Below are 23,290 nucleotides of genomic sequence, written 5' to 3'. Positions count from 1 at the left end.
CCGCGCTCGGCGGCGGGCCGGGTGGCGTGCAGGGCGACCGGACGGGGACGGGTGACGTGGCGGGATCCCTCGAGTCGCTGCCGGACCGCCCGTCGCAGGTGCGCCCGGTCGACGTCGCCCTGCTCGGGCGGCTCGCCGGCGCCGAGCTGAACCCGCGCACCGCGGGCAGCGGGCCCGGCCCGCTGCTCGACCCCGCGGCCGGACCGCACACCGTCACCGGCGCCACCCTGCGGGCGGGCTCGGTGCGCCCCGGCGACCTGTTCGCGGCCCTGCCCGGCGCCCGCGCCCACGGCGCCGACTTCGCCGCACAGGCCATCGCCTCGGGCGCCGGCGCGATCCTCACCGACGGCGCGGGCGCGGACCGCCCCGAGATCCGGCACTCCCGGCTCCCGGTGCTGGTGCACCCGAACCCGCGCGAGGTCCTCGGCCCGGTCTCGGCCGCCGTCTACGGCGAGCCCACCGCCCGCCTGCGGGTGCTCGGGGTGACCGGCACCTCGGGCAAGACGACCGTCGCCCACCTGCTGGAGGCGGGCCTGACCGCGGCCGGGAGGGCCACCGGTCTGCTCGGCACCGTGCGGACCCGGGTCCAGGTCCCCGGCCACCCGGCCCGGGCACTGCCCAGCGCGTTCACCACCCCCGAGGCACCGGACCTGCAGGCGCTGTTCGCGGTCATGGTCGAGGCCGGCGTGACCGACGTGGCCATGGAGGTCTCCAGTCACGCGCTCGCGCTCGGCCGGGTCGGCGGGTCCCGGTTCACCGCCGGGGCCTTCACCAACCTGTCCCAGGACCACCTGGACTTCCACCCCACGATGACCGACTACTTCGAGGCCAAGGCCCGGCTGTTCGGCGGCGGCGGGGCGGGCGTGGAGGCCGCGCGGCACGGCGTCGTCTGCGTCGACGACGAGTGGGGCCGCCGGCTGGCGGCCCGCCACCGGGACGCGGTCACCGTCTCCTCCGACCCGCGCGGCGCGCCCGCCACCTGGACGGTCCGCGACCTCACCGCCCACCCCGACGGCACCCAGACCTTCACCGCGGTCGGCCCCGGCGGGCTCGCGGTGCCGGTCACGCTGAGCCTGCCCGGCCGCTACAACGTCGCGAACGCGCTCGTCGCGCTGGCCGTGCTCGACGCCGACGGGATCGACCCCGAGGTGGCCGCGGCCGGGTTCGCCCGGGCGTCGGTGCCGGGCCGGATGCAGCGCGTCGACGCCGGTCAGCCCTGGCTGGGCGTGGTCGACTACGCGCACAAGCCGGCCGCCGTCGCCGCGCTGCTGGACGCGCTGCGCCGCCAGGTCCGCCCGCACGCGCGGGTGATCACCGTGCTCGGCTGCGGCGGGGACCGCGACACCGGCAAGCGCCCGCTGATGGGCGCCGCGGCCGCGATCCGGTCCGACGTGCTCGTCGTGACCGACGACAACCCCCGCAGCGAGGAGCCCGGCGCGATCCGCCGCGCGATGCTCGACGGCGCGTTCGGCGAGCCCGCCCGCGGTGACGTCATCGAGATCGGCGACCGGCGCAGCGCGATCGTCTACGCGGTCCGCTCGGCCCGCCCGGGCGACGCGGTGGTGGTCGCCGGCAAGGGCCACGAGGCCGGCCAGGAGATCAACGGCGTCAAGTACCCGTTCGACGACACCGACGAGCTGGTGGCGGCGATCCGGGCGGCGACGTGACGCGCCGCGGGGCGGGAGGGCAGGGCGTGCCGGCACCCGGCACGCGCTGCGCACGGGCAGGAGGACGGATCGGACCGGTGGAGGCGAGCGGGCGATGATCGAGATGACGCCGGCGGAGATCGCGGCCGTGACCGGCGGCCGCCTGCACCGCATCGACACCGGGACCGCCGCCGCGCCGGTCACCGCCGTCGAGTTCGACTCCCGGAGGATCGGGCCGGGCGGACTGTTCCTGGCGCTGCCGGGGGAGCGGGCCGACGGCCACGACTTCGCCGCGCAGGCCGTCACCCGCGGTGCGACCGCGGTGCTGGCGGGCCGCGAGGTCGACGCCCCCGCGGTCGTCGTGCCGCCGGTCGAGGTCCGCGACAGCCACACCCACCTCGGTGCGGTCGACCCCGACGGGACCGGCGCCGCCGTCCTGGCCGGGCTGGGCCGCCTGGCCCGGCACGTGCTGGGCGCCCTGCCGGGGCTCGCCGTCGTCGGCGTGACCGGGTCGGCGGGCAAGACCTCCACCAAGGACCTGCTGGCCGCGGTGCTGTCCCCGCTGGGGCCGACCGTCGCGCCGCCGGAGTCGTTCAACAACGAGCTCGGGACGCCGTACACCGCGCTGCGCGCCGACGCGGGCACCCGCAACCTCGTGCTGGAGTTCTCCGCCCGCGGGATCGGCCACATCGCCGCGCTGTGCGCGGTCGCGCCACCGCGGATCGGGGTCGTCCTCAACGTCGGGTCCGCCCACCTCGGCGAGTTCGGCTCCCGCGCCGCGATCGCCACGGCGAAGGGCGAGCTCGTCGAGGCGCTGCCGCCGGGTGACCTGCCCGGCGGGCGGGGCGGCGTCGCCGTCCTCAACGCCGACGACGAGCTGGTCGCCGCCATGGCGACCCGCACCCCCGCCCGGGTCGTCACCTTCGGACGCGCCGCGGACGCCCACGTGCGGGCCACCGACGTCACCCTGACCGCGGGCCGGGCGTCGTTCCGGCTGGTCACCCCGGCCGGTTCGGCCGACGTCGCGCTGCGGCTGGTGGGGGAGCACCAGGTCTCCAACGCGCTCGCCGCCGCCGCGGTCGCCCTCGAGCTGGGCGGCACCCCGGACGGGATCGCGGCGGCGCTGTCCGCCGCGACACCGGCGTCGCGCTGGCGGATGGAGGTCACCGACCGCGCCGACGGGGTGACCGTCGTCAACGACGCCTACAACGCCAACCCCGAGTCCGTCCGTGCCGCGATCGTCGCGCTCGGGCAGATCGCCGGCCCGGACCGCCGGGCCTGGGCGGTCCTCGGCCCGATGGCCGAGATCGGGGACGGCGCGGCCGCCGAGCACGCCGCGGCAGCGGAGAACGCCCGCGCCGCCGGGGCCCGGGTGGTCGCCGTCGGCGCACCCGACTACGGGCCCGGCGCCGAGCACGTCGCCGACGTGCCCACCGCCCTGACCCTGCTGCGGGAGCGGACCCGGCCCGGCGACGTCGTGCTGGTCAAGGCCTCCCGCAGCGCCGGGCTCGAGCGGCTCGCCGCCGGCCTGCTGACGACCGAAGGACTGGTGTGCCGGTGAGGGGCCTGTTCCTGGCCGCGGGTCTCGCGCTCGCGGTGTCGATCCTGCTCACCCCGTACCTGATCCGCTTCTTCGCGCGGCAGGGCTTCGGCCAGGAGATCCGCGAGGAGGGCCCGCAGAGCCACCAGTCCAAGCGCGGTACGCCGACGATGGGCGGCGTGGCGATCCTGCTCGCCATCTGGGTGGGCTACCTGGGCTCGCACGCGTTCACCCGGGAGCCGATCACGGCCTCGGCGCTGCTGGTGCTGTTCCTGACCACCGCGCTGGGCGTCGTCGGGTTCCTCGACGACTTCCTCAAGATCCGTCGTCAGCGCAACCTCGGGCTGAACAAGACCTCCAAGATCGTCGGCCAGGTCCTGACCGCGACGATCTTCGGTGTGCTCGCGGTGCGCTTCGTGAACGAGCGCAACCTCGCGCCCGCCTCGGAGAGCCTGTCGTTCGTCCGCGACATCACGGTGCTGAGCTTCGGCGTCGTCGGGTTCGTGCTGCTGTGCAACCTGATCGTCGCCGCCTGGTCGAACGCGGTGAACCTCACCGACGGCCTCGACGGCCTGGCCGCCGGTACCGCCGCGATGGTGCTCGGCACCTACGTGATCATCGCGTTCTGGCAGTTCCGCAACAACTGCGCGATCGCCGCGACCGCGGGCTGCTACGAGGTCCGCGACCCGCTCGACGTCGGCCTGGTCGCCGCCGCCGCGATGGGCGGCTGCATCGGGTTCCTCTGGTGGAACGCCGCCCCGGCCCGCATCTTCATGGGCGACACCGGGTCGCTCGCGCTGGGCGGCCTGCTCGCCGGGCTGTCCATGGTGACCCGCACCGAGCTGCTGCTCGTCGTCATCGGCGGCGTGTTCGTGGTCGAGGCGCTGTCGGTGTCGCTGCAGATCATCGTGTTCCGCACCTCGCGCCGCCGGCTGTTCCGGATGGCGCCGTTCCACCACCACTTCGAGCTCGCCGGATGGGCCGAGACCACCGTCATCATCCGGTTCTGGCTGCTCGCCGCGATCTGCGCGGCGATGGGGCTGGGCATCTTCTACTCCGAGTGGCTGTCCATGTCGGGTTCCGGGTGAGCGGCCCGTTCGGCGGGGACCCGGTCCTGGTCGCGGGGGCCGGTGTCTCCGGTCTCGCGGCCGCGACGGCCCTGGTGGATGCGGGGGCCCGGGTGCTCCTGTCCGACGACCGCGCGGACGCGCTGGCCGCGCTGCCCGACGGCGTCGAGCCGTGGCGTGGCGGCGGGATCCCCGAGCGGGTCCGCACCGTCGTCACCTCGCCCGGGCGCCGGCCGGACCACCCGCTGGTCGCCGAGGCCACCGGGCTCGGCGTCGAGGTCATCGGGGAGCCCGAGCTCGCCTGGCGGCTCGGCGCGCTGCGCGACACACCGCCGTCGTGGCTGGTCGTGACCGGCACCAACGGCAAGACCACCACCACCGAGATGCTCGCCGCGATCCTCGCGCGCGCCGGGGTCGACGCCGTCGCCTGCGGCAACATCGGCCACCCGGTGGTCACCGCGGTCGCGGGGGGCCACGCGGTGCTCGCGGTCGAGCTGTCGAGCTTCCAGCTGCACTGGTCGCCGTCGGTGCGCCCGGCCGCGGGCGTGGTGCTCAACGTCGCCGAGGACCACCTGGACTGGCACGGCGGGACGGACGCCTACGCCGCGGCCAAGGCACGCGCACTGCTGGGCGACGTCGCGGTCGGCGGGGTCGACGACCCGGTGGCCGCACGGCTGCTCGGGGAGTCCCCGGCACCGCGACGCGTCGGGGTCACCCTCGGCCGGCCCGGACCGGACCAGCTCGGCGTCGCCGACGGGGTGCTGACCGACCGCGCGTTCGGCGGCGGGGCACTGCTGGCGGCCGACGCCGTCGTCCCCCCGGGGCCGCCCGGGATCACCGACGCGCTCGCCGCGGCCGCGCTGGCCCGCGCGCACGGCGTGGACCCGGAGCACATCGGCGCCGCCCTGGCGGCGTTCACCCCCGGCCCGCACCGCAGCGCCCCGGCCGGCGAGCACGCCGGTGTCACCTACCTCGACGACTCCAAGGCGACCAACCCGCACGCCGCCGGGGCCGCGCTGGCCGCCGTCGCCGCCCGGCGGCCCGGTGCCCGCGCCGTCTGGGTGGTCGGCGGGCTGCTCAAGGGTGTCGACCCGGCCGAGCTCGGCAGGCTCGCCGCCGCGCACGCCGAGCGGCTGGCGGGGATCGTCGTGATCGGGACGGACCGGACACCGATCGTCGAGGCGCTGACGCGACACGCGCCCGGCCTCCCGGTCGAGGAGGTCGCGCCGGGACACGATGGTCCGATGGCGCCCTCCGACCCGCAGGACCCGATGCCGGCCGCGGTCCGCCGCGCGTCCGGCCTGGCCCGCCCCGGCGACGTCGTGCTGCTCGCCCCGGCCGCCGCCTCGATGGACCAGTTCCGCGACTACGCCCACCGCGGCGACGCGTTCGCCGCCGCCGTCGCCGGCCTGGCCGCCGCCGGGGTGTCCCGGTGAGCCCGGCCGCGCCGGACCGCACGCTCGGCCAGGCCGCCGTGACCGGCACCCGCGGGGCCGTGCTGCGGCTGCGGCGCTGGCTGCGCCGCCCGCTGACCTCGCTGCACCTGATCCTCGGCGTCTTCGGGCTGCTGACCCTGTTCGGGCTGGTGATGGTGCTGTCCGCGTCGTCGGTCGGCGACGGCTCGTCGTACTCGGTGTTCACCCGTCAGCTGATGTTCTGCGCGGTCGGGCTGGTGCTGTTCTACGTGGGCCTGCGGGTCCCCCCGCGTCGCCTGCGCGCCGCGGCACCGGTACTGCTGATCATCGGCCTGGTCGCGCTGGTCCTGGTGCTGATCCCGGGGATCGGTGCGCTGCGCGGCGGCGCCCGGTCCTGGTTCGCGTTCGGCCCGGTCTCGCTGCAGCCGTCGGAGGGCGTGAAGATCGCGCTGACGCTGTGGGGCGCCCACGTGCTCGCCGCCCGCCGCGCCGTGATGCACCGCTGGAAGCACGCCCTCAACCCGGTCGTCCCGGTGACGCTGGTGATCTTCACGCTGCTCGTGCTGGAGCCCGACCTCGGTATGACGATCTCGGTCGGGATCATCATGCTCGCGCTGCTGTACTTCGGCGGCGCCCCGGTGAAGCTGCTCGCGCTGATCGCGGGCGGCGGCCTGGCCGGCGCGGTGATCCTCGGGCTGACCGCCGGGTACCGGGCCAGCCGGATCACGGCGTTCCTGTCGTCGTCGGCGGACCCGCTGGGCCCGGCCTACCAGGCGACGCAGGCGCTGTACGCGCTCGCCGACGGCGGCCTGTTCGGCGTCGGCCTCGGCCAGGGCCGGGCGAAGTGGGACTACCTGCCCAACGCCCACAACGACTTCATCTTCGCGATCATCGGCGAGGAGCTGGGCCTGGTCGGGGCGGGTGCGGTACTCGCGCTCTTCGCGACGCTGGCCTACACCGGCATGCGGATCGCCGCCCGCAACACCGACCCGTGGCTGCGGATCGTCGTCGCGACGTCGACGGCGGGCATGGTCGTGCAGGCGTCGATCAACATCGGGTACGTCGTGGGACTGCTGCCGGTGACCGGGCTGCAGCTCCCGCTGATCTCCTCCGGCGGTACCTCGCTGGTGGTGACCATGTTCCTGTTCGGGCTGCTCACGAACGCGGCCCGGCACGAGCCGGAGGCGGTCGCCGCGCTCCGGAAGGACGGGCAGGGGCGGCTGGCGAAGCTGCTGCGCCTGCCGTTGCCGCAGCCCTACCGCGCACCGGCACCGGTGTCGCGGTGGGCGGCGCGCTAGGGCGCTCCCACTCCGAGTGGGAGCGGACACGACGGACGACGCAAGGGGCACGAGAGCGTGACGGGTACGGATCAGACCGGCGGGAACGACGGCACCGGCTCGGGCCGGGAGCCCGGCCGGCGTCCGACCATGGGCGGCCGTGCTCCCGGGCCCCACGAGGTTCGGCCGGACGGTGTGGTCTTCGGTGGCCCGGACGGGGCGGGCGGCACGGGCGGCCGGCCGGGCTGGCCCACGGAGTCCCCGTCGGGTGCCGACCTGTTCGATGCCTCCGCTGCTCCGGAGACCCCGTCGGCGCAGGTCCCCGCGTCGCAGCCGTCCGTGGAGCCGGGTCCGCGTGGCCCGCAGCGGCTGCCCGGTACCGGGTGGGACCCGCACGCGCAGTCCCGCCGGCCGGGCGCCCCCCGCAGCGGCGACGGGCCGCAGGGGACGAACGGCGTCGCGCACGGCGACCGCAGCGCGGCCCGGCCGGCGAACGGCGCCCCGCACGAGGGCCTCGGGCCCGACGGCGCCGACCGCCACGACGGCCCGCGGAACGGCATCGCACGCAACGGTGCCGACCGCCACGACGCCCCGCGCAACGGTGACCTGCGCAACGGCACCCCGCAGAGCGCCGCTCCGCAGAACGGTGCCCCCCGGAGCGGCGGCTCCCGGAACGGCGCCCCGCGCAACGGTGTCCCGCGCGGCGCTGCCGAGGGCGGGGACCAGGGCGCTCCGCAGGGCCCGAACGGCGTGTCCCACGGACCGGACGGCGTCGCCCCGGACGGTGGTCCGCGCGGCCTGGACGGCGCACCGCGACCCACCGAGGACGCCGGAGAGCAGCCGGGCGGCCTGCCGCGCCGCCGGCCCGGGGGGCCGGTGCCGCCCGGAGCGATGCCGTCGCGTCCCCGCGCGGCCGACGACCTGTTCACCCCTCGCGGGAGCACCGGACGCAGGGGCCCGGACCCGACCCGGTCGGGTGCCCCGGCGGACGGCGTGCCGCGCACCGGCCCGGGGGAGGACGGCCCCGCCGTCGGCCCCGCCCCCGCCGGTCCGGGGCCACACGTCCCCGGCGCCCCGACGACGGACACCGGACCCACCGTCACCACGCCGCACACCACCGGACCACACGCGGCGGCCCCGCACGGCGCCGGCGTGAACGGTGCCGCCCTGAACGGTGCTGCGCCCTCCGGCGCCGGTACCGACGGCACCCGGACCCCCGGCGGCCGCAGCGACGCCGCCACCGGCCCGGACACGGTCGACACGACCGGACCGGACGCCGGGACGGGCCCGCAGCAGCCCGTCGCCGACGGCCGGGGCACCGCAGGGGCCGAGGACCCCACGGCGACCGACCCCGGTGGGAGCACCCCGCAGCGGACCGGCCCGCAGGAGCCCCGGCAGACCGGCCCGGCGACCCCGGGTCCGGACTCCACCGGATCCACCCCGGCCCGCCGGGAACAGTCGGCCGGCGAGCCGCCGACCGTCGCGCACCCCGCGGGCGACGCCGCCGCGCTCCCGGCCGCCGCCTCGGCGGACGCGCCGTCGGGCACCGGGTGGCAGCAGGCCCGGACCCCGTCGGCCCCGCAGCAGCGCCCGGCGCAGCCCGGCGAGCGTGAGCACGCCGGCGTCACCGCCACCGGTCCGCAGAGCGGGCCCGAGCCGGGCGCGCTGGCAGCGACCGGTCCCCGTGGCCCGGTCCCGCCGCACGGCAGGTCCGCCCCCGGTCCGTACGCGCCCGGACGTCCCGGCGCCGGTCCCCACGGCCCCGTCCCCGGTGGCCCCGGCCCGCAGCAGTTCGGGCGTCCCGGCCCGGCGGGCCCGAACGCCCTGACCGGCACCGGCCCGTACCACCCCGCCGCCCCCGGACGGCAGGGCCCCGGACAGCAGGGCCCCGGACAGCAGGGCCCCGGCACCGCCCGCCCGGGTCCGCAGGGTCCCGGTCCGCAGGCGCCGGGTCCGCAGGGCCCCGCACGTCAGGGGCCCGGGTACGCGGGCCCCGGCCGACCGGGGCCGGCGGGAACCGGCCCGTTCCGCCCGGTCGGCCCCGGCGGGTTCGGTCCGGCCGCCCCCGGCACCCCCGCGCCGTACGGCCCCGGCGGGCCCGGTGCACCGGGGTGGCAGGGCCCCGGTGGCCCGGTCGCACCCGGACCGCAGAGCCCGGTTGCCCCCCAGGGGCCCGGCGGTCCGCAGCCCCACGGCCTTCAGGGACCCGGCCCCCAGGGACCCGGCCCTCAGCCGAACGGCCCGCAGCAGATCCCGCAGGGCGATGGCGTGCCCGGGCCCGGCGTGCCCGGACCCACCGGCCCCGACGCGACCCGCACCTTCGGCCCCGCCACCACGCGACCCGCGGGGGAGCAGGCGCCGGCGCCGGTGCGGGGCGGCCTGTCGGTCGTCGTCGCCGGGGGTGGGTCGGCCGGGCACATCGAGCCCGCGCTGGCCGTCGCCGACGCGATCCGGCGGCTCGTGCCGGGAGCCCGGGTCACCGCGCTCGGCACCGAGAAGGGCCTCGACACCCAGTTGATCCCGGCCCGCGGCTACCCGCTCGAGCTGATCCCGCCGGTGCCGCTGCCCCGCAAGCCCACCGCCGACCTGTTCAAGCTCCCCGGCAACGTCCGGGGCGCGGTGAAGCGGGTCCGGGAGGTGCTGGAGGCGGCGGAGGCCGACGTCGTCGTCGGGTTCGGCGGGTTCGTCTCGCTGCCCGCCTACCTCGGCGCCCGCGGCCGGGTGCCGATCGTCGTGCACGAGGCCAACGCCCGCGCCGGGCTCGCCAACAAGGTCGGTGCGCGGTTCGCCTCCGCCGTCTGCGTCGCGGTGCCCGGCACCGGACTCGCGAACGAGGAGGTGGTCGGGATGCCGCTGCGCCGCTCGATCACCACCCTGGACCGGGCGTCGCTGCGGCCGGAGGCCCGGACGTACTTCAACCTCCCCCCGCACGGCCCTGTGCTGCTGGTCTTCGGCGGCTCCCAGGGCTCCCGGACCCTGAACGACGCGGTCGCCGGGGCCCTGCCCGCCTTCACCGAGCGGGGCATCTCGGTCCTGCACGCGTACGGGAAGAACGGCACCCCCGCCGACCCGCGGCCCGGCTACGTGCCGGTGCCCTACATCGAGCGGATGGACCTCGCCTACGCCGCCGCGGACGTCGTCCTCGGCCGGTCCGGCATGACCACCGTCGCCGAGCTCACCGCCGTCGGGCTGCCCGCGGTGTACGTGCCGCTGCCGCACGGCAACGGTGAGCAGGCGCTCAACGCCCGCCCGGTCGTCGAGGCCGGGGGCGGCAAGCTCGTGCAGGACGAGGACATGAACGGCGAACGCGCGATCGACGAGCTGATGCCGATGCTCACCGACCCCGACCTGGCCCTCGCGATGGGCCGCCGCGCCCGCGCCGCCGGGCACGGCGAGGCCGACGAGAAGATCGCCCGCATCGTCATGGAGGTGGCGGGCCGGTGAGCGTGCTCTCCGACCACGTCCACCTCATCGGGATCGGCGGCGCCGGGATGAGCGGGATCGCGCGGATCCTGCTCGCCCGCGGAGCGACCGTCTCCGGGTCCGACGCGCGGGACTCCCGCACGGTCACCGCGCTGCGCGCGCTCGGCGCACGCGTCGAGACCGGGCACGACGCCGGCCACCTGCGCCACGACGGCGAGACCCCGCCGACCGTGGTCGTCTCCACCGCGATCCGGGAGACCAACCCGGAGCTGGCCGCCGCCCGCGAGCGCGGCTACGACGTCGTCCACCGGGCGGTCGCACTGGCCGCGCTCACCGAGGGACGGCGGCTGGTCGCCGTCGCCGGGACGCACGGCAAGACCTCGACGACGTCGATGGTCACCGTCGCCCTGCAGCACGCCGGGGCCGACCCGTCGTTCGCGATCGGCGGCGACCTGTCGGTGTCCGGGTCGGGCGCCCACCACGGGAGCGGCGACGTGTTCGTCGTCGAGGCCGACGAGAGCGACGGCTCGTTCACCGCGTTCGCCCCGTCGGTCGCGATCGTCACCAACGTCGAGCCCGACCACCTCGACCACCACGGCGACGAGGCCGCCTACCGGGCGGTGTTCGAGCGGTTCCTGGACCGGCTGGTTCCCGGCGCGACGCTGGTCGCCTGCGCCGACGACCCGGGGTCCGCCGAGGTCGCGGTGCGAGCGGAGGAGTCGGGCGTCACCGTGCTGCGCTACGGCCGCACCGCGACCGGCCCGCACGACGCCCGGCTGCTCGAGTTCACCCCGGACGGCACCGGCTGCCGTGCGCGGTTCCGCACCGGCGACGCCGAGCACGAGCTCACCCTCGGCGTCCCGGGCGAGCACATGGTCCTCAACGCGCTCGGTGCGTTCCTCGCCGGCGTCGCCGTCGGGACCGACCCGGCCGTGCTGCTGGAGGGCCTCGCCGGGTTCGGCGGGGTGCAGCGCCGGTTCGAGTTCAAGGGCCGCGCCCGCGGCGTGTCGGTCTACGACGACTACGCCCACCACCCCACCGAGGTCGCCGCCACCCTGCGCGCCGCCCGCGAGGCCGCGCCGGTCCGCGAGGGGCGACGCGGCCGCGTCCTGGTCGCGTTCCAGCCGCACCTGTACTCCCGCACCCGGCTGTTCGCCGCCGAGTTCGGCGCGTCGCTGTCGCTGGCGGACGAGGTGATGGTGCTCGACGTCTACGGTGCCCGGGAGGATCCCGAACCCGGCGTCGGTCCGGCGCTCATCACCGACGCGGTGACGTTGCCGGCCGGGCGGGTGCACCGAGCCCCCTCGTGGGAGCGGACACCCGCGGCGATCGCCGCGCTCGCGACCGACGGCGACGTTGTGCTCACCATGGGCGCCGGTGACGTCACCGCGCTCGGGCCGGAGATCCTGCGGGAGCTCGCCGGCGAGGGGTGAGCGCGCGACACGGCGGCGGCACAGCGGGGGCACGATGAGCAGCGACGAGCAGGACACCGGCGACGACCGGGCCCGGGACGGTGCCCGCTCGCCGGGCCGCCGTGATCCCGAGCAGGAGCGGCGCGCCGCCGAGCGCGCCCGTCGCATCCGGGAGCGCCGCGCCGCCGAACGCCGTGCCGCCGCCGGGACCCCCGCCGCCGACGGCCCCGACGAGCCCGAGGACGCCGGCGACCGGGCCGCCGACACCGGCGAGGTGGCCGAGCCGGCGGACCGGGGGAGCGGACGCGGCGCGGCTGCCGCGGTCCGGGAGCGCACGGCGGCCCGCGCGGCCGAACGGTCCCGCAGCCGCGACCCGCGCTACCGGCGCCGTCGCCTCGTCGCTCTGCTGGCCACCGCCGCCGTCGTGCTCCTCGGGGTGTCCGCGGCCGGCTGGTGGGCGCTGGGCCGGTACGGCCCCCCGGTGGCCACCGTGCGGGTCGACGGCACCCGCCAGATCCCCGTCCGCGACGTCGAGGCCGCCGCGGGCGACCAGACCGGTGTCCCGCTCGCCGCGGTCGACACCGACGGCGTCGCCGCCCGCGTGTCGGCCATCCCCGGCGTCGCCGCGGTGGAGGTCGACCGGTCCTGGCCGGACACCCTGGTGGTGGCCGTGACCGAACGCACCCCGGCCGCGCTGCTCGACACCCCGGACGGACCGAAGCTCGTCGACGTCACGGGATTCGTCTACCGCGACGCCCCGCCCGACGTGCGGCTGCCCCGGCTCCAGCTGCCGCGCGTCGCCCCGGACGACCCCGCCACCCTCGCCGCGGTCGGTGTCCTGCAGGCACTGCCGGTCCCGGTCCGCGACCAGGTGCAGTCGCTGTCGCTCGGCGGGGGCGGATCCACTTTCGAGCTGGGGCTCACCGAGGACCGGCGGGTCCTGTGGGGCCCGTGGCCGGACACCGACCGGACCGCCGCCCGGGCCCGGGTCCTCGGACCGGTGCTGCAGCGCGAGGGCGCCGTCTACGACGTCTCCAGCCCGTCGCTGGTCACCGTCCGGCAGCGCTGACCCGCCGCACCCGACCCGATGGTCGCGGCGGGTGACCGTACGACGACCGTACGGGTTTCCACCGGCAGCGAGGTCGAACCACCCGGGCGGGGTGTTGTCGTCGTGCGGCGCGCCTGCTGGACCCGGGCACCGCACTCCACTTAGCGTGCGCACCCGAAGGCCCGGGGCACCCGGAGCTTGACCCACCCGAACCCCGGACCCCGAGCGACTGGAAGGTGCCGCGCATGACGCCCCCGCACAACTACCTGGCAGTGATCAAGGTGGTCGGCATCGGTGGCGGCGGCGTCAACGCCGTCAACCGGATGATCGAGGTCGGCCTCAAGGGCGTCGAGTTCATCGCGGTGAACACCGACGCCCAGGCCCTCCTCATGTCCGACGCCGACGTGAAGCTCGACATCGGTCGTGAGCTGACCCGCGGCCTCGGTGCCGGCGCCAACCCCGAGGTCGGGGGCAAGGCCGCCGAGGACCACGCCGAGGAGATCGAGGAGGTCCTCAAGGGGGCCGACATGGTCTTCGTCACCGCGGGCGAGGGCGGCGGCACCGGCACCGGCGGCGCACCCGTCGTCGCCTCGATCGCCCGCAAGCTCGGCGCGCTGACCATCGGTGTCGTCACCCGCCCGTTCACCTTCGAGGGGCGCCGTCGCGCGGGGCAGGCCGAGGAGGGCATCCAGGCGCTCCGCAACGAGTGCGACACCCTCATCGTCATCCCGAACGACCGGCTCCTGCAGCTCGGCGACGTCGGCGTCTCGCTGATGGACGCCTTCCGCTCCGCCGACGAGGTGCTCCTCTCCGGTGTCCAGGGGATCACCAACCTGATCACCACCCCCGGACTGATCAACCTCGACTTCGCCGACGTCAAGTCGGTCATGTCCGGGGCCGGGTCGGCGCTGATGGGAATAGGGTCCGCACGCGGCGAGGGCCGCGCCGTGCAGGCCGCCGAGAAGGCGATCAACTCGCCGCTGCTCGAGGCGTCGATGGACGGCGCGCAGGGCGTGCTGCTGTCGATCGCGGGCGGCTCGGACCTCGGTCTGTTCGAGATCCACGAGGCGGCGTCGCTGGTCCAGGAGGCCGCGCACCCCGAGGCGAACATCATCTTCGGCACCGTGATCGACGACTCGCTCGGTGACGAGGTGCGGGTCACCGTGATAGCGGCCGGCTTCGAGGGCGGCACACCGACCCACAAGAAGCTCGAGCCCGCCGTGTTCTCCCGCGGCACCCAGAAGTCCGCCGAGCCCGCCCCGCAGGCCGCGCCGCCGCAGCAGGCCGAGCAGACCCAGCAGCACCAGACCCAGCAGCACCAGACCCAGCAGCACCAGACCCAGCAGCACCAGGGCCAGCAGCCGCAGGGCCAGTCCCGCTGGGCCGCGACGACTGCTACCACCCCGTCGGCGCCGCACCTGCCCGCCACGGCGCACGCCCCCGAGCGCACCGGGACGCTGCCGCCCGCGCAGCCCACCGCCCCGGCCCCGCGCCAGGGCGACACCCAGCACCACGGCGGCGACGGCGTGGCCGTTCCGAGCGGCCCGATGTCCGCGCCGGCCTCGCCGACGTCGGCCCCGGCCCAGCACGGGACCGTCGGCGGGAACCCCGCGGCGCGTCCGGCCGAGCCGGTCGAGGACGAGGTGGACGTCCCGCCGTTCATGCGGCGCTGACCCGCGTGCCGGACTCACCGACACCGGCCACGGCGGCCCGCGCGGACGGCACCCGCCGCGCGCGGATCCGCCGGGTCACCACCACCCGGGCCGGTGGCCGGTCCGAGGGCCCGTTCACCTCGTTCAACCTGTCGTCGGGGGTCGGGGACGACCCGGCCGCGGTGACCGGGAACCGGGCTCGCGTCGTGCGTGAGCTCGGCCTGTCCGGACTGGTGTTCCTGAACCAGGTCCACGGCCGCGACGTCGCCGTGCTGCGCGAGCCCCCGCGGGCCCGCCCCGGCACCGGTGGTGTCGCCCCGGACATCGCCGACGTCGACGCCGTCGTCACCGACGTGCCGCTGCTCGGCATCGCGGTGCTCGCGGCCGACTGCGTACCGGTGCTGCTCGGCGACCCGGTCGCCGGCGTCGTCGGGGCCGCCCACGCGGGCCGCGTCGGCGCGGCCGCGGGCGTCGTCGACGCCGTCGTGACCGAGATGACCGCACTGGGCGCGCAGCCCGCACGGCTGGAGGTCCTGCTCGGGCCGTCGGTCTGCGGCCGCTGCTACGAGGTGCCCCCGGCCATGCGCGCCGAGGTCGACGCCGCGCTGCCGGGCAGCGCGTCCACCACCCGCACCGGCACCGCCGGCCTGGACCTGCGCGCCGGGCTCACCCGCCGCCTCGCCGACCTCGGCGTCACGAAGGTCGCGACCGACCCGCGCTGCACCGTCGAGGACCCGGACCTGTTCAGCCACCGCCGCGACGGCCGCTGCGGCCGCCAGGCCGGGATCACCTGGCTCGACCCGCGCTGACCGGCGGCCCGGTCCGGCGATCCACGCCACGCGGGGCTCGCGGGCGCCCCCGCGGGCGGGAACGATGGACGCCGTGTCCGATCCCCGCACCCCCACCGCCGACCGTGTCGGCGAACTGACCGACCGACTGGCCGCCGTCCGCGAGCGGGTGGCCGAGGCCTGCCGCGCCGCCGGCCGCGACCCCTCCGAGGTCGGGCTGCTCGCCGTCACCAAGACGATCCCGGCCGCCGACGTGGCCGCGCTGGTCGACCTCGGGCTGGACGCCTTCGCCGAGAACCGCGCGCAGGAGGCGGCGTCCAAGGTGGACGAGGTCCGGGCGCTGCGCCCGGACGCCTCCCCGGACTGGTTCTTCGTCGGCGGGCTGCAGCGGAACAAGGTACGGACGGTGCTCCCGTGGGTGACACGGATCGACTCCGTCGACTCGCCCCGGCTGGCCCGCGCGATCGACAAGGAGGTCGCGAAGGCCCGCGACGCGGGGGAGCGCGGCGGCCCGCTGCCGGTGCTCGTGCAGTACAGCGTCGACGGCGACGCCGACCGCGGCGGCGTCGCCCCGGAGGGGCTCGTCGAGCTGACGGACCTGGTCACGGAGCTGCCGGGGCTGGAACTGGCCGGGCTGATGGCCGTCGCGCCGCTGGGCTGGGAGCCCGATGCGGCGTTCGAGCGGATCGCCGAGGCGCACCGGGAGACCGTCGGGCGGCACCCCGGGGCGACGGTCCTGTCCGCCGGGATGAGCGGGGACCTGGAGTCGGCGATCGGTCACGGATCGACGGTGGTGCGTGTCGGTACGGCCCTTGTGGGGGATCGGCGGATAGCCTCCGAGTAATCGCTGGTGGGTGTGGGTACTGAGCAGGTGGCGGAGACCGCACCGTCGGCGAGACCGTCGCCAGAACGCGGGGTGCGCGTGCGGTTGGGACGCGTACGGAGTCGAGCAGTACTGCGAGGGGACAGCGGATGAGCGCGATGTACCGGCTGAAGGCGTACTTCGGCATGGTCCCGGCCGACGAGATGGACTATGTGGACGAACCGGATCACTACCGGGGCGGCCACGAGCACCACGCCGGCCCGCGCGGTGACCGTTGGTCCGCCGGGGCCGGTCGGTTCGCCGACCAGGCGTCCTACGACGGCGACCGCTACGAGACCGCGGTCCGCTACGAGGACGGATGGGGCGCCCGCCCGGCGCGGGAGGCACTCCGTCCGGCGCGCGCCGTGCGGCAGGATCCGCGCGGCGAGCGGGAGACGCTCGGGCTGGTCCCGGAGCGCGGGAACCTTCCCACTCCCCTCGGAGGCGGCCCCGGAGCGGCCGTCCGCGGGGCGCTGGCGATGGACCCGGAGACCCTCCGGGGTCCGGCACGCGAGGAGCGGAACGAGCCCGTCGTGGCCCCCGCGCCGGTGCCGGAGCAGCGCGACCGGGCGGCCGCGGGACCGGCGTCGATCACGACGCTGCACCCCCGCAGCTACAACGAGGCCCGCACCATCGGTGAGCGCTACCGCGACGGTGTGCCCGTCATCATGAACCTCACGGATCTGGACGGCGCGGCAGCGAAACGCCTGGTGGACTTCGCCGCGGGCCTGGCGTTCGCCCTGCGCGGGAGCATCGACAAGGTCACCGATCGGGTGTTCCTTCTCACGCCGGCCGACGTCGAGGTCTCCGCGGACGACGCGCGGAGGCTCGCCGAGCGCGGAGCTTTCCGACAGGATTGAGTCGTGGCCGACCCGATCCTGACGCTGATCTATTACGTCCTGTTCTTCTTCTGGCTGCTGCTCGCGGCCCGCATCGTCGTCGAGATGGTCCGGTCGTTCGCGCGCCAGTGGCGACCCGCCGGAGCGCCCGCCGTGGCGCTCGAGGTCGTCTTCACCGTGACCGACCCTCCGGTCAAGTTGCTGCGGAGAGTGATCCCTGTGGTCCGTATCGGAGGCGTAGGACTGGACCTGTCGATTATGGTTCTGTTGCTGGTGGTGTTCATCTCGATGAGCGCCGTCAGATCACAGCTCCTGGGATGAGCCCCAGTCACCCGGGAGTGCCGCCGAGGACCGCATGAGGTGATCCGATGCCGCTGACGCCCGCCGACGTTCATAACGTCGCGTTCAGCAAACCCCCGATCGGGAAGCGGGGTTACAACGAGGACGAGGTCGACGCCTTCCTCGATCTGGTCGAGGCCGAACTGGCCCGGCTGATCGGGGAGAACGACGACCTGCGCGACCAGGTCGCGCAGCTGGAGCAGCGTCTCGGCGATGCCGAGGCCGACCTGGAGGAGGCACGGAGCCAGCCGGCTCCGGCGCAGACCCAGGCCCTGGCCGCCTCCCCGTCGCCGATGGGCCGTGGTGCGGGTGCTCCCGCTCCGCAGCTGGCCGGTGCCGGCCCCGCCGATGCCGACGGCGGTGACCACCACGTGCAGGCCGCCAAGGTCCTGGGCCTCGCCCAGGAGATGGCGGACCGCCTGACCGCGGAGGCCAAGAACGAGGCCGACACGATGCTGTCGGACGCCCGGAACAAGTCCGAGCAGCTCCTGTCGGACGCCCGGACGAAGGCCGACGGCCTGGTCAACGACGCGCGCTCGCGTGCCGAGACCATGCTCAACGACGCCCGCACGCGGGCCGAGACGCTCGAGCGCCAGTCGCGCGAGAAGGCGTCCGGCCTGGTCAGTGAGGCCGAGCGCAAGCAGAACGAGATCATGGGCGCCATCCAGCGCGACAAGTCCGTTCTGGAGAAGAAGATCGACGAGCTCCGGACCTTCGAGCGGGAGTACCGCACCCGTCTGAAGACCTACCTGGAGTCGCAGCTGCGTGACCTGGAGGGTCGCGGTTCGGCTGCCCCGTCGGACGGCACCGGTGCCACCAGGTCGGGCTCGAACGGCGGGTACGCCGCCTCCGGGTACGGCCAGCGGGCCGACACCGGGAGCTGACCGCCCCACGGCGCCTCCGAGGTGCCGGGGACGACCGACGACGACCGGGTAGCGGACAGGTGCCGCTGCCGACCGACGGAGTTCGCCGATGCTGGTGCTGGTCCTGATCCTCGTGGTCATCGCGCTGGTGCTGCTGCTCGCAGGATGGTTCCTGCACGTGGTGGCACTGGCGTGGACATCGGTGGTCATCAGCCTGATCGCGGGCCTGGTGCTCGCCTACGACTGGTGGCAGACCCGTGCCGCGGTGAAGGCCGGTGACCGGGCGGAGGCCGACGCCTCCGGTCGTGGCACCGGTGCCCCCGCGGCGCCGGACCGGGCCGACCGGGCCGACATGGAGGCGCGCTACGGCGCCGACATGGAGCCCGCGACGCAGGTCCTGCCGGTCGTCCGGCCGGACAGCGGCGCGGCCTCGGGTACGCCCGAGGCGGCGCAGAACGCGACCGACCAGACCATCCAGATGCCGGTTGTCAGGCCGTCCGGCTCTGCGGAGGGACCGCCCGGCGCATCTCGATCGGGTGGACTTTCGTCACGCACGGTGACTGAATCCGGTGCCGAGGACGCGGCCGACCCGAGTGGGGTGGCCGCGTCGCACGCGGGCGCCCCGGCGGGACCGGACGGGGAGGACGGTGCGGGTCGTGGCGGCGACCCGGCACGGTCCGGCCCCGGCGAACCCGGCACCGCGGAACCGCCCGCCGAGGCGACGACGCGGGCGACGGACTCGCGGCCGACCGGAACCGGCGCCGCCGGCACGACGTCGGCCGTGACGGCGGCAGCCGCAGGCGCGGTCGCCGCCGGGACGGCCGGTGCCGTGGCAGCCGGCCGCGACGGCGGGTCGGGCTCCGACCCGGCAGCACGTTCCGGTGCCGACGACCCGGGCTTCGGCTCGGGGTCGGGCACCGGCTCGGGCGCCGACGGCACGGGAGGTGCCGGCACGGGCACCCCGCCCGCCGCCGGATCCGACCGGCCGGACAGCCCGGAGGGCCGGTCCGGCCCCTCCGACGCGACCACCGCGACCCGTACCCCGGGAACGGCAGACACGACCACCGCGAACGGCGCTCCGGGAGCGGCGGACGTCACCACGGCGGACCACGTCCCGGGGGCGGCGGACGCGACCATTGCGACCCGCACCCCCGGAGCGGCCGACGCCACCACGGCGACCCGCGCCGCGGGCGCAGCCGGCGGTCCGGACGCGGGCAGCCCCGGCGGACCGGTCGGAGCGGGCGGCCCGTCCGGCGCAGGCCTTCCCGACGCCGCTGGCCCCGTGGGCGCCGCGGCCGCCGGATCCGGGGCCCCGGCCGACGACGACCGGGCCGGGACACCGGCGGGCACGCCCGCCGGAGCCGGCGTGGACACGAACGGCACCCCGGCCGACGCCGTCGGCGCCGACGCGCCCACCGGGACCGACGGCGACTCCCCGGAGGAGCCGCGTGACCCGACCCTCGCCGCACTCGCCGCGCGCCTGCCCGACGAGGTGCTCGTCATCGACGAACACCCCCGGTACCACGTGCAGACCTGCCGGGCCCTCACCGGTCGCCCGGTGATCCCGCTGCCGGTCAGCGAGGCCGTCGAGCTCGGGTTCACGCCGTGCGGCTGGTGCGCACCGAACCGGACCCTCGGCGACCGCCACCCCGCCCAGGCCCGCTGACCAGCAGCGCGGCGCGCCCCACGGAATAACGGGGCGCGACCGCGCGCTACCCTGGTTCCACAGGCACCGATCCGGCCATCACCGGGGAGCCTCCGGAAGAAACGGCCCCGGGCCGGAGTAGAACCGGACGGGTGCGGCCCGTCATCGCCGTCGAAAGAGAGGCCCGTGCACCCGTGCACGGGCAAGCGGGGTGGTACCGCGGCCCGGCTCTCCAGAGCCGTCGTCGTCCCCGTGCGAAGCGAGAGCACGCACGAGGAGCGACACACGTGAGCGGCTATCCCGACGTCCCGGCGCACCCGTCGTTCCCGACGCTCGAGCAGGACGTGCTCGCGTCGTGGGACACCGACGAGACCTTCCGCGCGTCGGTCGACCGGCGCCCCGCCGGCGAGAACGGGGCCGACGAGTACGTCTTCTACGACGGTCCGCCCTTCGCCAACGGCCTCCCGCACTACGGCCACCTGCTGACCGGTTACGTCAAGGACGTCGTCCCGCGGTACCGCACCATGCGCGGTCACCGGGTCGAGCGCCGCTTCGGCTGGGACACCCACGGCCTGCCCGCCGAGGTCGAGACCGAGAACCAGCTCGGCATCAAGCACAAGTCCGAGATCGACGAGATGGGCGTCGCCGCGTTCAACGAGGCGTGCCGTACGTCCGTGCTGCGCTACACCGGCGAGTGGCGCGACTACGTGACCCGCCAGGCCCGCTGGGTCGACTTCGACAACGACTACAAGACCCTGGACCTGGACTACATGGAGTCCGTCCTCTGGGCGTTCAAGTCGCTGTGGGACAAGGGTCTCGTCTACTCCGGCTTCCGGGTGCTCTGGTACTGCTGGCGCTGCGAGACGCCGCTGAGCGCCACCGAGACCAAGATGGACGACGTCTACACCGAGCGGCAGGACCCGGCCGTCACCGTCGGGCTGCGCCTGTCGACGCCGGACCGCCCGGAGACCGACGGCGCCCTCGCCCTGGTCTGGACGACCACTCCGTGGACCCTGCCGTCGAACCTCGCCGTGGCCGTGCACCCCGACGTCGACTACGTGGTCGTGGAGGCGAACTCCGAGCGCTGGCTGCTCGCGGAGGCCCGGGTCGCCGCGTACGCCCGCGAGCTGGGGGAGGAGCCGCCGGTCCTGGCGCGGGTGACGGGGTCGGACCTGCTCGGCGCGAGCTACACCCCGCCGTTCGACTTCTTCACCGGCCGCGAGAACGCCCACCGCGTGCTCGCCGCGGACTACGTCACCACCGAGGACGGCACCGGGCTGGTCCACATCGCCCCCGCCTTCGGTGAGGAGGACAAGGAGGTCACCGACGCGGCCGGCATCGAGGTCGTCAACCCGGTCGACTCCCGCGGCGAGTTCACCACCGAGGTCCCGCCGTACGCCGGCATGCAGGTGTTCGACGCGAACCCGCAGGTCATCCGCGACCTCAAGGACGGCAACGCGCACGCGCAGGGCGTCCTGCTGCGCCACGAGACCTACGACCACCCGTACCCGCACTGCTGGCGCTGCGGCAACGCGTTGATCCAGCGCGCCGTCGACTCCTGGTTCGTGCGCGTCACCCAGTTCCGGGACCGGATGGTCGAGCTCAATCAGGAGATCGACTGGACGCCCGCGCACGTGCGCGACGGCCAGTTCGGCAAGTGGCTCGAGGGCGCCCGCGACTGGGGCATCTCCCGCAACCGCTACTGGGGCAGCCCGATCCCGGTGTGGCAGTCCGACGACCCGCGCTACCCGCGCACCGACGTCTACGGCTCGCTCGACGAGATCGAGCGCGACTTCGGCGTGCGCCCGACCGACCTGCACCGGCCCTACGTCGACCAGCTGACCCGGCCCAACCCGGACGACCCGACCGGGCGCTCGACCATGCGCCGGGTGCCGGAGGTGCTCGACTGCTGGTTCGAGTCCGGCTCGATGCCGTTCGCGCAGGTCCACTACCCGTTCGAGAACCGCGACTGGTTCGAGCACCACTACCCGGGCGACTTCATCGTCGAGTACAACGGCCAGACCCGCGGCTGGTTCTACACGCTGCACGTGCTGGCCACCGCCCTGTTCGACCGGCCCGCGTTCCGCAACTGCGTCGCGCACGGCATCGTCCTGGGCGACGACGGCGCGAAGATGTCCAAGTCGCGCAAGAACTATCCCGACGTCAACGAGGTATTCGACCGCGACGGCAGCGACGCCATGCGGTGGTTCCTCATGGCGAGCCCGATCCTGCGCGGCGGCAACCTCGTCGTCACCGAGCAGGGCATCCGCGAGGGCGTCCGCCAGGCGATCCTGCCGCTGTGGAACACCTGGTACTTCCTGTCGCTCTACGCCGGCGGGGAGCGCGGCACGTTCCGCACCGACAGCCCGCACGTCCTCGACCGGTACGTGCTGGCCAAGACCGCCGACCTCGTCGACGGCGTCACCGCGGCGATGGACGCCTACGACATCGCCGGGGCCTGCGACCGCATCCGCGACCACGCCGAGACCCTCACCAACTGGTACGTCCGGCGGTCCCGGGAGCGGTTCTGGTCCGGGGACGCGGCCGTGCGGCAGGACGCCGTCGACACCCTGCACACCGTGCTGGAGGTGACCTGCCGGGTCGCGGCGCCGCTGCTGCCGCTGACCACCGAGGCCATCTGGCGCGGTCTCACGGGGGAGCGGTCGGTGCACCTCACCGACTGGCCCGCCGGGTCCGACCCGTCGGTCTCGCAGCGCGAGGCCGGAGCCGGGCTGCCGCACGACGCCGACCTCGTCGCCGGGATGGACCGGATCCGGCAGGTCGCGAGCGCGGCGCTGTCGCTGCGCAAGTCCGCGAAGGTGCGGGTGCGCCAGCCGCTGCCCGCGCTGACCGTCGCCGCGAGCGACGCCACGGCGCTGGAGGACTTCACCGGGCTGCTCGCCGACGAGGTCAACGTCCGCTCGGTCGAGCTGACCGACGACGTCGCCACGCACGGCCGGTTCGAGATCGCCGTCAACGCCCGGGTCGCCGGACCGCGCCTGGGCAAGGACGTCCAGACCTGCATCCGCGCGGTCAAGGCGGGGGAATGGTCCCAGGAGGGCGACACCGTCGTGGCCGCGGGGATCGCGCTGCAGCCGGGCGAGTTCACCGAGAAGCTCGTCGCCGCCGACCCGGAGCGGACCCAGGCCCTGCCCGGGAACGCGGGGCTCGTCGTCCTCGACACCACGGTGACGCCGGAGCTGGCCGCGGAGGGCACCGCCCGCGACGTCGTGCGCGTCGTGCAGCAGGCCCGCCGTGACGCGGGTCTGGACGTGTCCGACCGGATCGCGCTGACCCTCGACGGGCCGGACGCGGTGCTCGACGCCGTCCGGACCCACGAGGCGTTCGTCGCCGGGGAGGTGCTGGCGACCTCGGTCGCCTACGGCGCCGCCGGGGACGGCGGGTCGAGCGGGCAGGTCGTCGGCCCCGACGGCGCGTCGGTCACGCTGTCGGCCGCGGTCGCCCGGGCCTGAC

Annotated in this window: 16 protein-coding genes; all 16 read left to right on the top strand. The window is 75.9% G+C overall.

Annotated elements, in window-relative coordinates:
• Positions 1 to 56 precede the first annotated feature (56 nt).
• Positions 57 to 1,667 carry a UDP-N-acetylmuramoyl-L-alanyl-D-glutamate--2,6-diaminopimelate ligase gene (locus DMP15_RS20170; RefSeq protein ID WP_167410107.1) on the top strand — a complete coding sequence of 537 codons (1,611 nt, stop codon included), beginning with the start codon at positions 57 to 59 and terminating at the stop codon, positions 1,665 to 1,667.
• A 94-nt stretch (positions 1,668 to 1,761) separates the two neighbouring features.
• Entirely contained in the window at positions 1,762 to 3,207 is a 1,446-nt protein-coding gene (locus DMP15_RS20165; protein WP_337826298.1) for a UDP-N-acetylmuramoyl-tripeptide--D-alanyl-D-alanine ligase, read from the top strand.
• Entirely contained in the window at positions 3,204 to 4,274 is a 1,071-nt protein-coding gene (mraY, locus tag DMP15_RS20160) for a phospho-N-acetylmuramoyl-pentapeptide-transferase (RefSeq protein ID WP_062404548.1), read from the top strand. The genes DMP15_RS20165 and mraY overlap by 4 nt, the downstream gene beginning before the upstream one ends.
• Positions 4,271 to 5,689 (top strand): UDP-N-acetylmuramoyl-L-alanine--D-glutamate ligase, encoded by a 1,419-nt coding sequence (murD, locus tag DMP15_RS20155; RefSeq protein WP_337826297.1) that lies wholly within the window; start codon positions 4,271 to 4,273, stop codon positions 5,687 to 5,689. Before mraY ends, murD begins: the two co-directional genes overlap by 4 nt.
• Positions 5,686 to 6,966: a putative lipid II flippase FtsW gene (gene ftsW / locus DMP15_RS20150; RefSeq protein WP_100880234.1), complete on the top strand. Its 1,281-nt coding sequence runs from the start codon at positions 5,686 to 5,688 to the stop codon at positions 6,964 to 6,966. The genes murD and ftsW overlap by 4 nt, the downstream gene beginning before the upstream one ends.
• A gap of 2,346 nt (positions 6,967 to 9,312) precedes the next feature.
• Positions 9,313 to 10,389, top strand: coding sequence for a UDP-N-acetylglucosamine--N-acetylmuramyl-(pentapeptide) pyrophosphoryl-undecaprenol N-acetylglucosamine transferase (locus DMP15_RS20145; RefSeq protein WP_208623214.1), 1,077 nt, complete (start codon positions 9,313 to 9,315; stop codon positions 10,387 to 10,389).
• Positions 10,390 to 10,436: 47 nt separating this feature from the next.
• Positions 10,437 to 11,801: a UDP-N-acetylmuramate--L-alanine ligase gene (gene murC / locus DMP15_RS20140; RefSeq protein ID WP_202417275.1), complete on the top strand. Its 1,365-nt coding sequence runs from the start codon at positions 10,437 to 10,439 to the stop codon at positions 11,799 to 11,801.
• A gap of 34 nt (positions 11,802 to 11,835) precedes the next feature.
• Positions 11,836 to 12,849, top strand: a complete 1,014-nt coding sequence (locus DMP15_RS20135) for a cell division protein FtsQ/DivIB (protein WP_073573920.1) — start codon at positions 11,836 to 11,838, stop codon at positions 12,847 to 12,849.
• Positions 12,850 to 13,073: 224 nt separating this feature from the next.
• The gene (gene ftsZ, locus DMP15_RS20130) at positions 13,074 to 14,501 is read left to right on the top strand and encodes a cell division protein FtsZ (protein WP_337826296.1); all 1,428 of its coding nucleotides are present in this window, start codon (positions 13,074 to 13,076) and stop codon (positions 14,499 to 14,501) included.
• A gap of 5 nt (positions 14,502 to 14,506) precedes the next feature.
• On the top strand, positions 14,507 to 15,289 hold the full coding sequence (gene pgeF, locus DMP15_RS20125; RefSeq protein ID WP_253069186.1) for a peptidoglycan editing factor PgeF: 783 nt from the start codon (positions 14,507 to 14,509) through the stop codon (positions 15,287 to 15,289).
• A 64-nt stretch (positions 15,290 to 15,353) separates the two neighbouring features.
• On the top strand, positions 15,354 to 16,112 hold the full coding sequence (locus tag DMP15_RS20120) for a YggS family pyridoxal phosphate-dependent enzyme (protein ID WP_073573919.1): 759 nt from the start codon (positions 15,354 to 15,356) through the stop codon (positions 16,110 to 16,112).
• 128 nt (positions 16,113 to 16,240) lie between these two features.
• Positions 16,241 to 16,990: a cell division protein SepF gene (locus DMP15_RS20115; RefSeq protein WP_073573918.1), complete on the top strand. Its 750-nt coding sequence runs from the start codon at positions 16,241 to 16,243 to the stop codon at positions 16,988 to 16,990.
• A 3-nt stretch (positions 16,991 to 16,993) separates the two neighbouring features.
• Positions 16,994 to 17,290 (top strand): YggT family protein, encoded by a 297-nt coding sequence (locus DMP15_RS20110; RefSeq protein ID WP_373324230.1) that lies wholly within the window; start codon positions 16,994 to 16,996, stop codon positions 17,288 to 17,290.
• A gap of 47 nt (positions 17,291 to 17,337) precedes the next feature.
• Positions 17,338 to 18,192, top strand: a complete 855-nt coding sequence (gene wag31 / locus DMP15_RS20105) for a DivIVA-like cell division protein Wag31 (RefSeq protein ID WP_073573917.1) — start codon at positions 17,338 to 17,340, stop codon at positions 18,190 to 18,192.
• A gap of 88 nt (positions 18,193 to 18,280) precedes the next feature.
• Complete coding sequence (locus tag DMP15_RS20100) at positions 18,281 to 19,837, top strand: hypothetical protein (protein WP_337826295.1); 1,557 nt, start codon at positions 18,281 to 18,283, stop codon at positions 19,835 to 19,837.
• A gap of 266 nt (positions 19,838 to 20,103) precedes the next feature.
• Positions 20,104 to 23,289, top strand: a complete 3,186-nt coding sequence (ileS, locus tag DMP15_RS20095; RefSeq protein ID WP_337826294.1) for an isoleucine--tRNA ligase — start codon at positions 20,104 to 20,106, stop codon at positions 23,287 to 23,289.
• Position 23,290 lies beyond the last annotated feature (1 nt).

The sequence above is a fragment of the Pseudonocardia sp. UM4_GMWB1 genome, assembly GCF_017312155.1.
In the GTDB taxonomy this organism is placed as follows: Bacteria; Actinomycetota; Actinomycetes; order Mycobacteriales; family Pseudonocardiaceae; genus Pseudonocardia; species Pseudonocardia alni.
Note: the sequence above shows the minus strand (reverse complement) of the source record. Positions and strands in the feature narration are given on the sequence as shown.

Excerpts from the sequence above, each read along its gene's own strand:
- DMP15_RS20165 (WP_337826298.1), top strand. The coding sequence starts at position 1,762 with ATGATCGAGATGACGCCGGCGGAGATCGCGGCCGTGACCGGCGGCCGC.
- murC (WP_202417275.1), top strand. The coding sequence starts at position 10,437 with ATGAGCGGGATCGCGCGGATCCTGCTCGCCCGCGGAGCGACCGTCTCC.
- DMP15_RS20135 (WP_073573920.1), top strand. The coding sequence starts at position 11,836 with ATGAGCAGCGACGAGCAGGACACCGGCGACGACCGGGCCCGGGACGGT.
- ftsZ (WP_337826296.1), top strand. The coding sequence starts at position 13,074 with ATGACGCCCCCGCACAACTACCTGGCAGTGATCAAGGTGGTCGGCATC.
- DMP15_RS20115 (WP_073573918.1), top strand. The coding sequence starts at position 16,241 with ATGAGCGCGATGTACCGGCTGAAGGCGTACTTCGGCATGGTCCCGGCC.
- wag31 (WP_073573917.1), top strand. The coding sequence starts at position 17,338 with ATGCCGCTGACGCCCGCCGACGTTCATAACGTCGCGTTCAGCAAACCC.
- DMP15_RS20120 (WP_073573919.1), top strand. The coding sequence starts at position 15,354 with ATGGACGCCGTGTCCGATCCCCGCACCCCCACCGCCGACCGTGTCGGC.
- DMP15_RS20100 (WP_337826295.1), top strand. The coding sequence starts at position 18,281 with ATGCTGGTGCTGGTCCTGATCCTCGTGGTCATCGCGCTGGTGCTGCTG.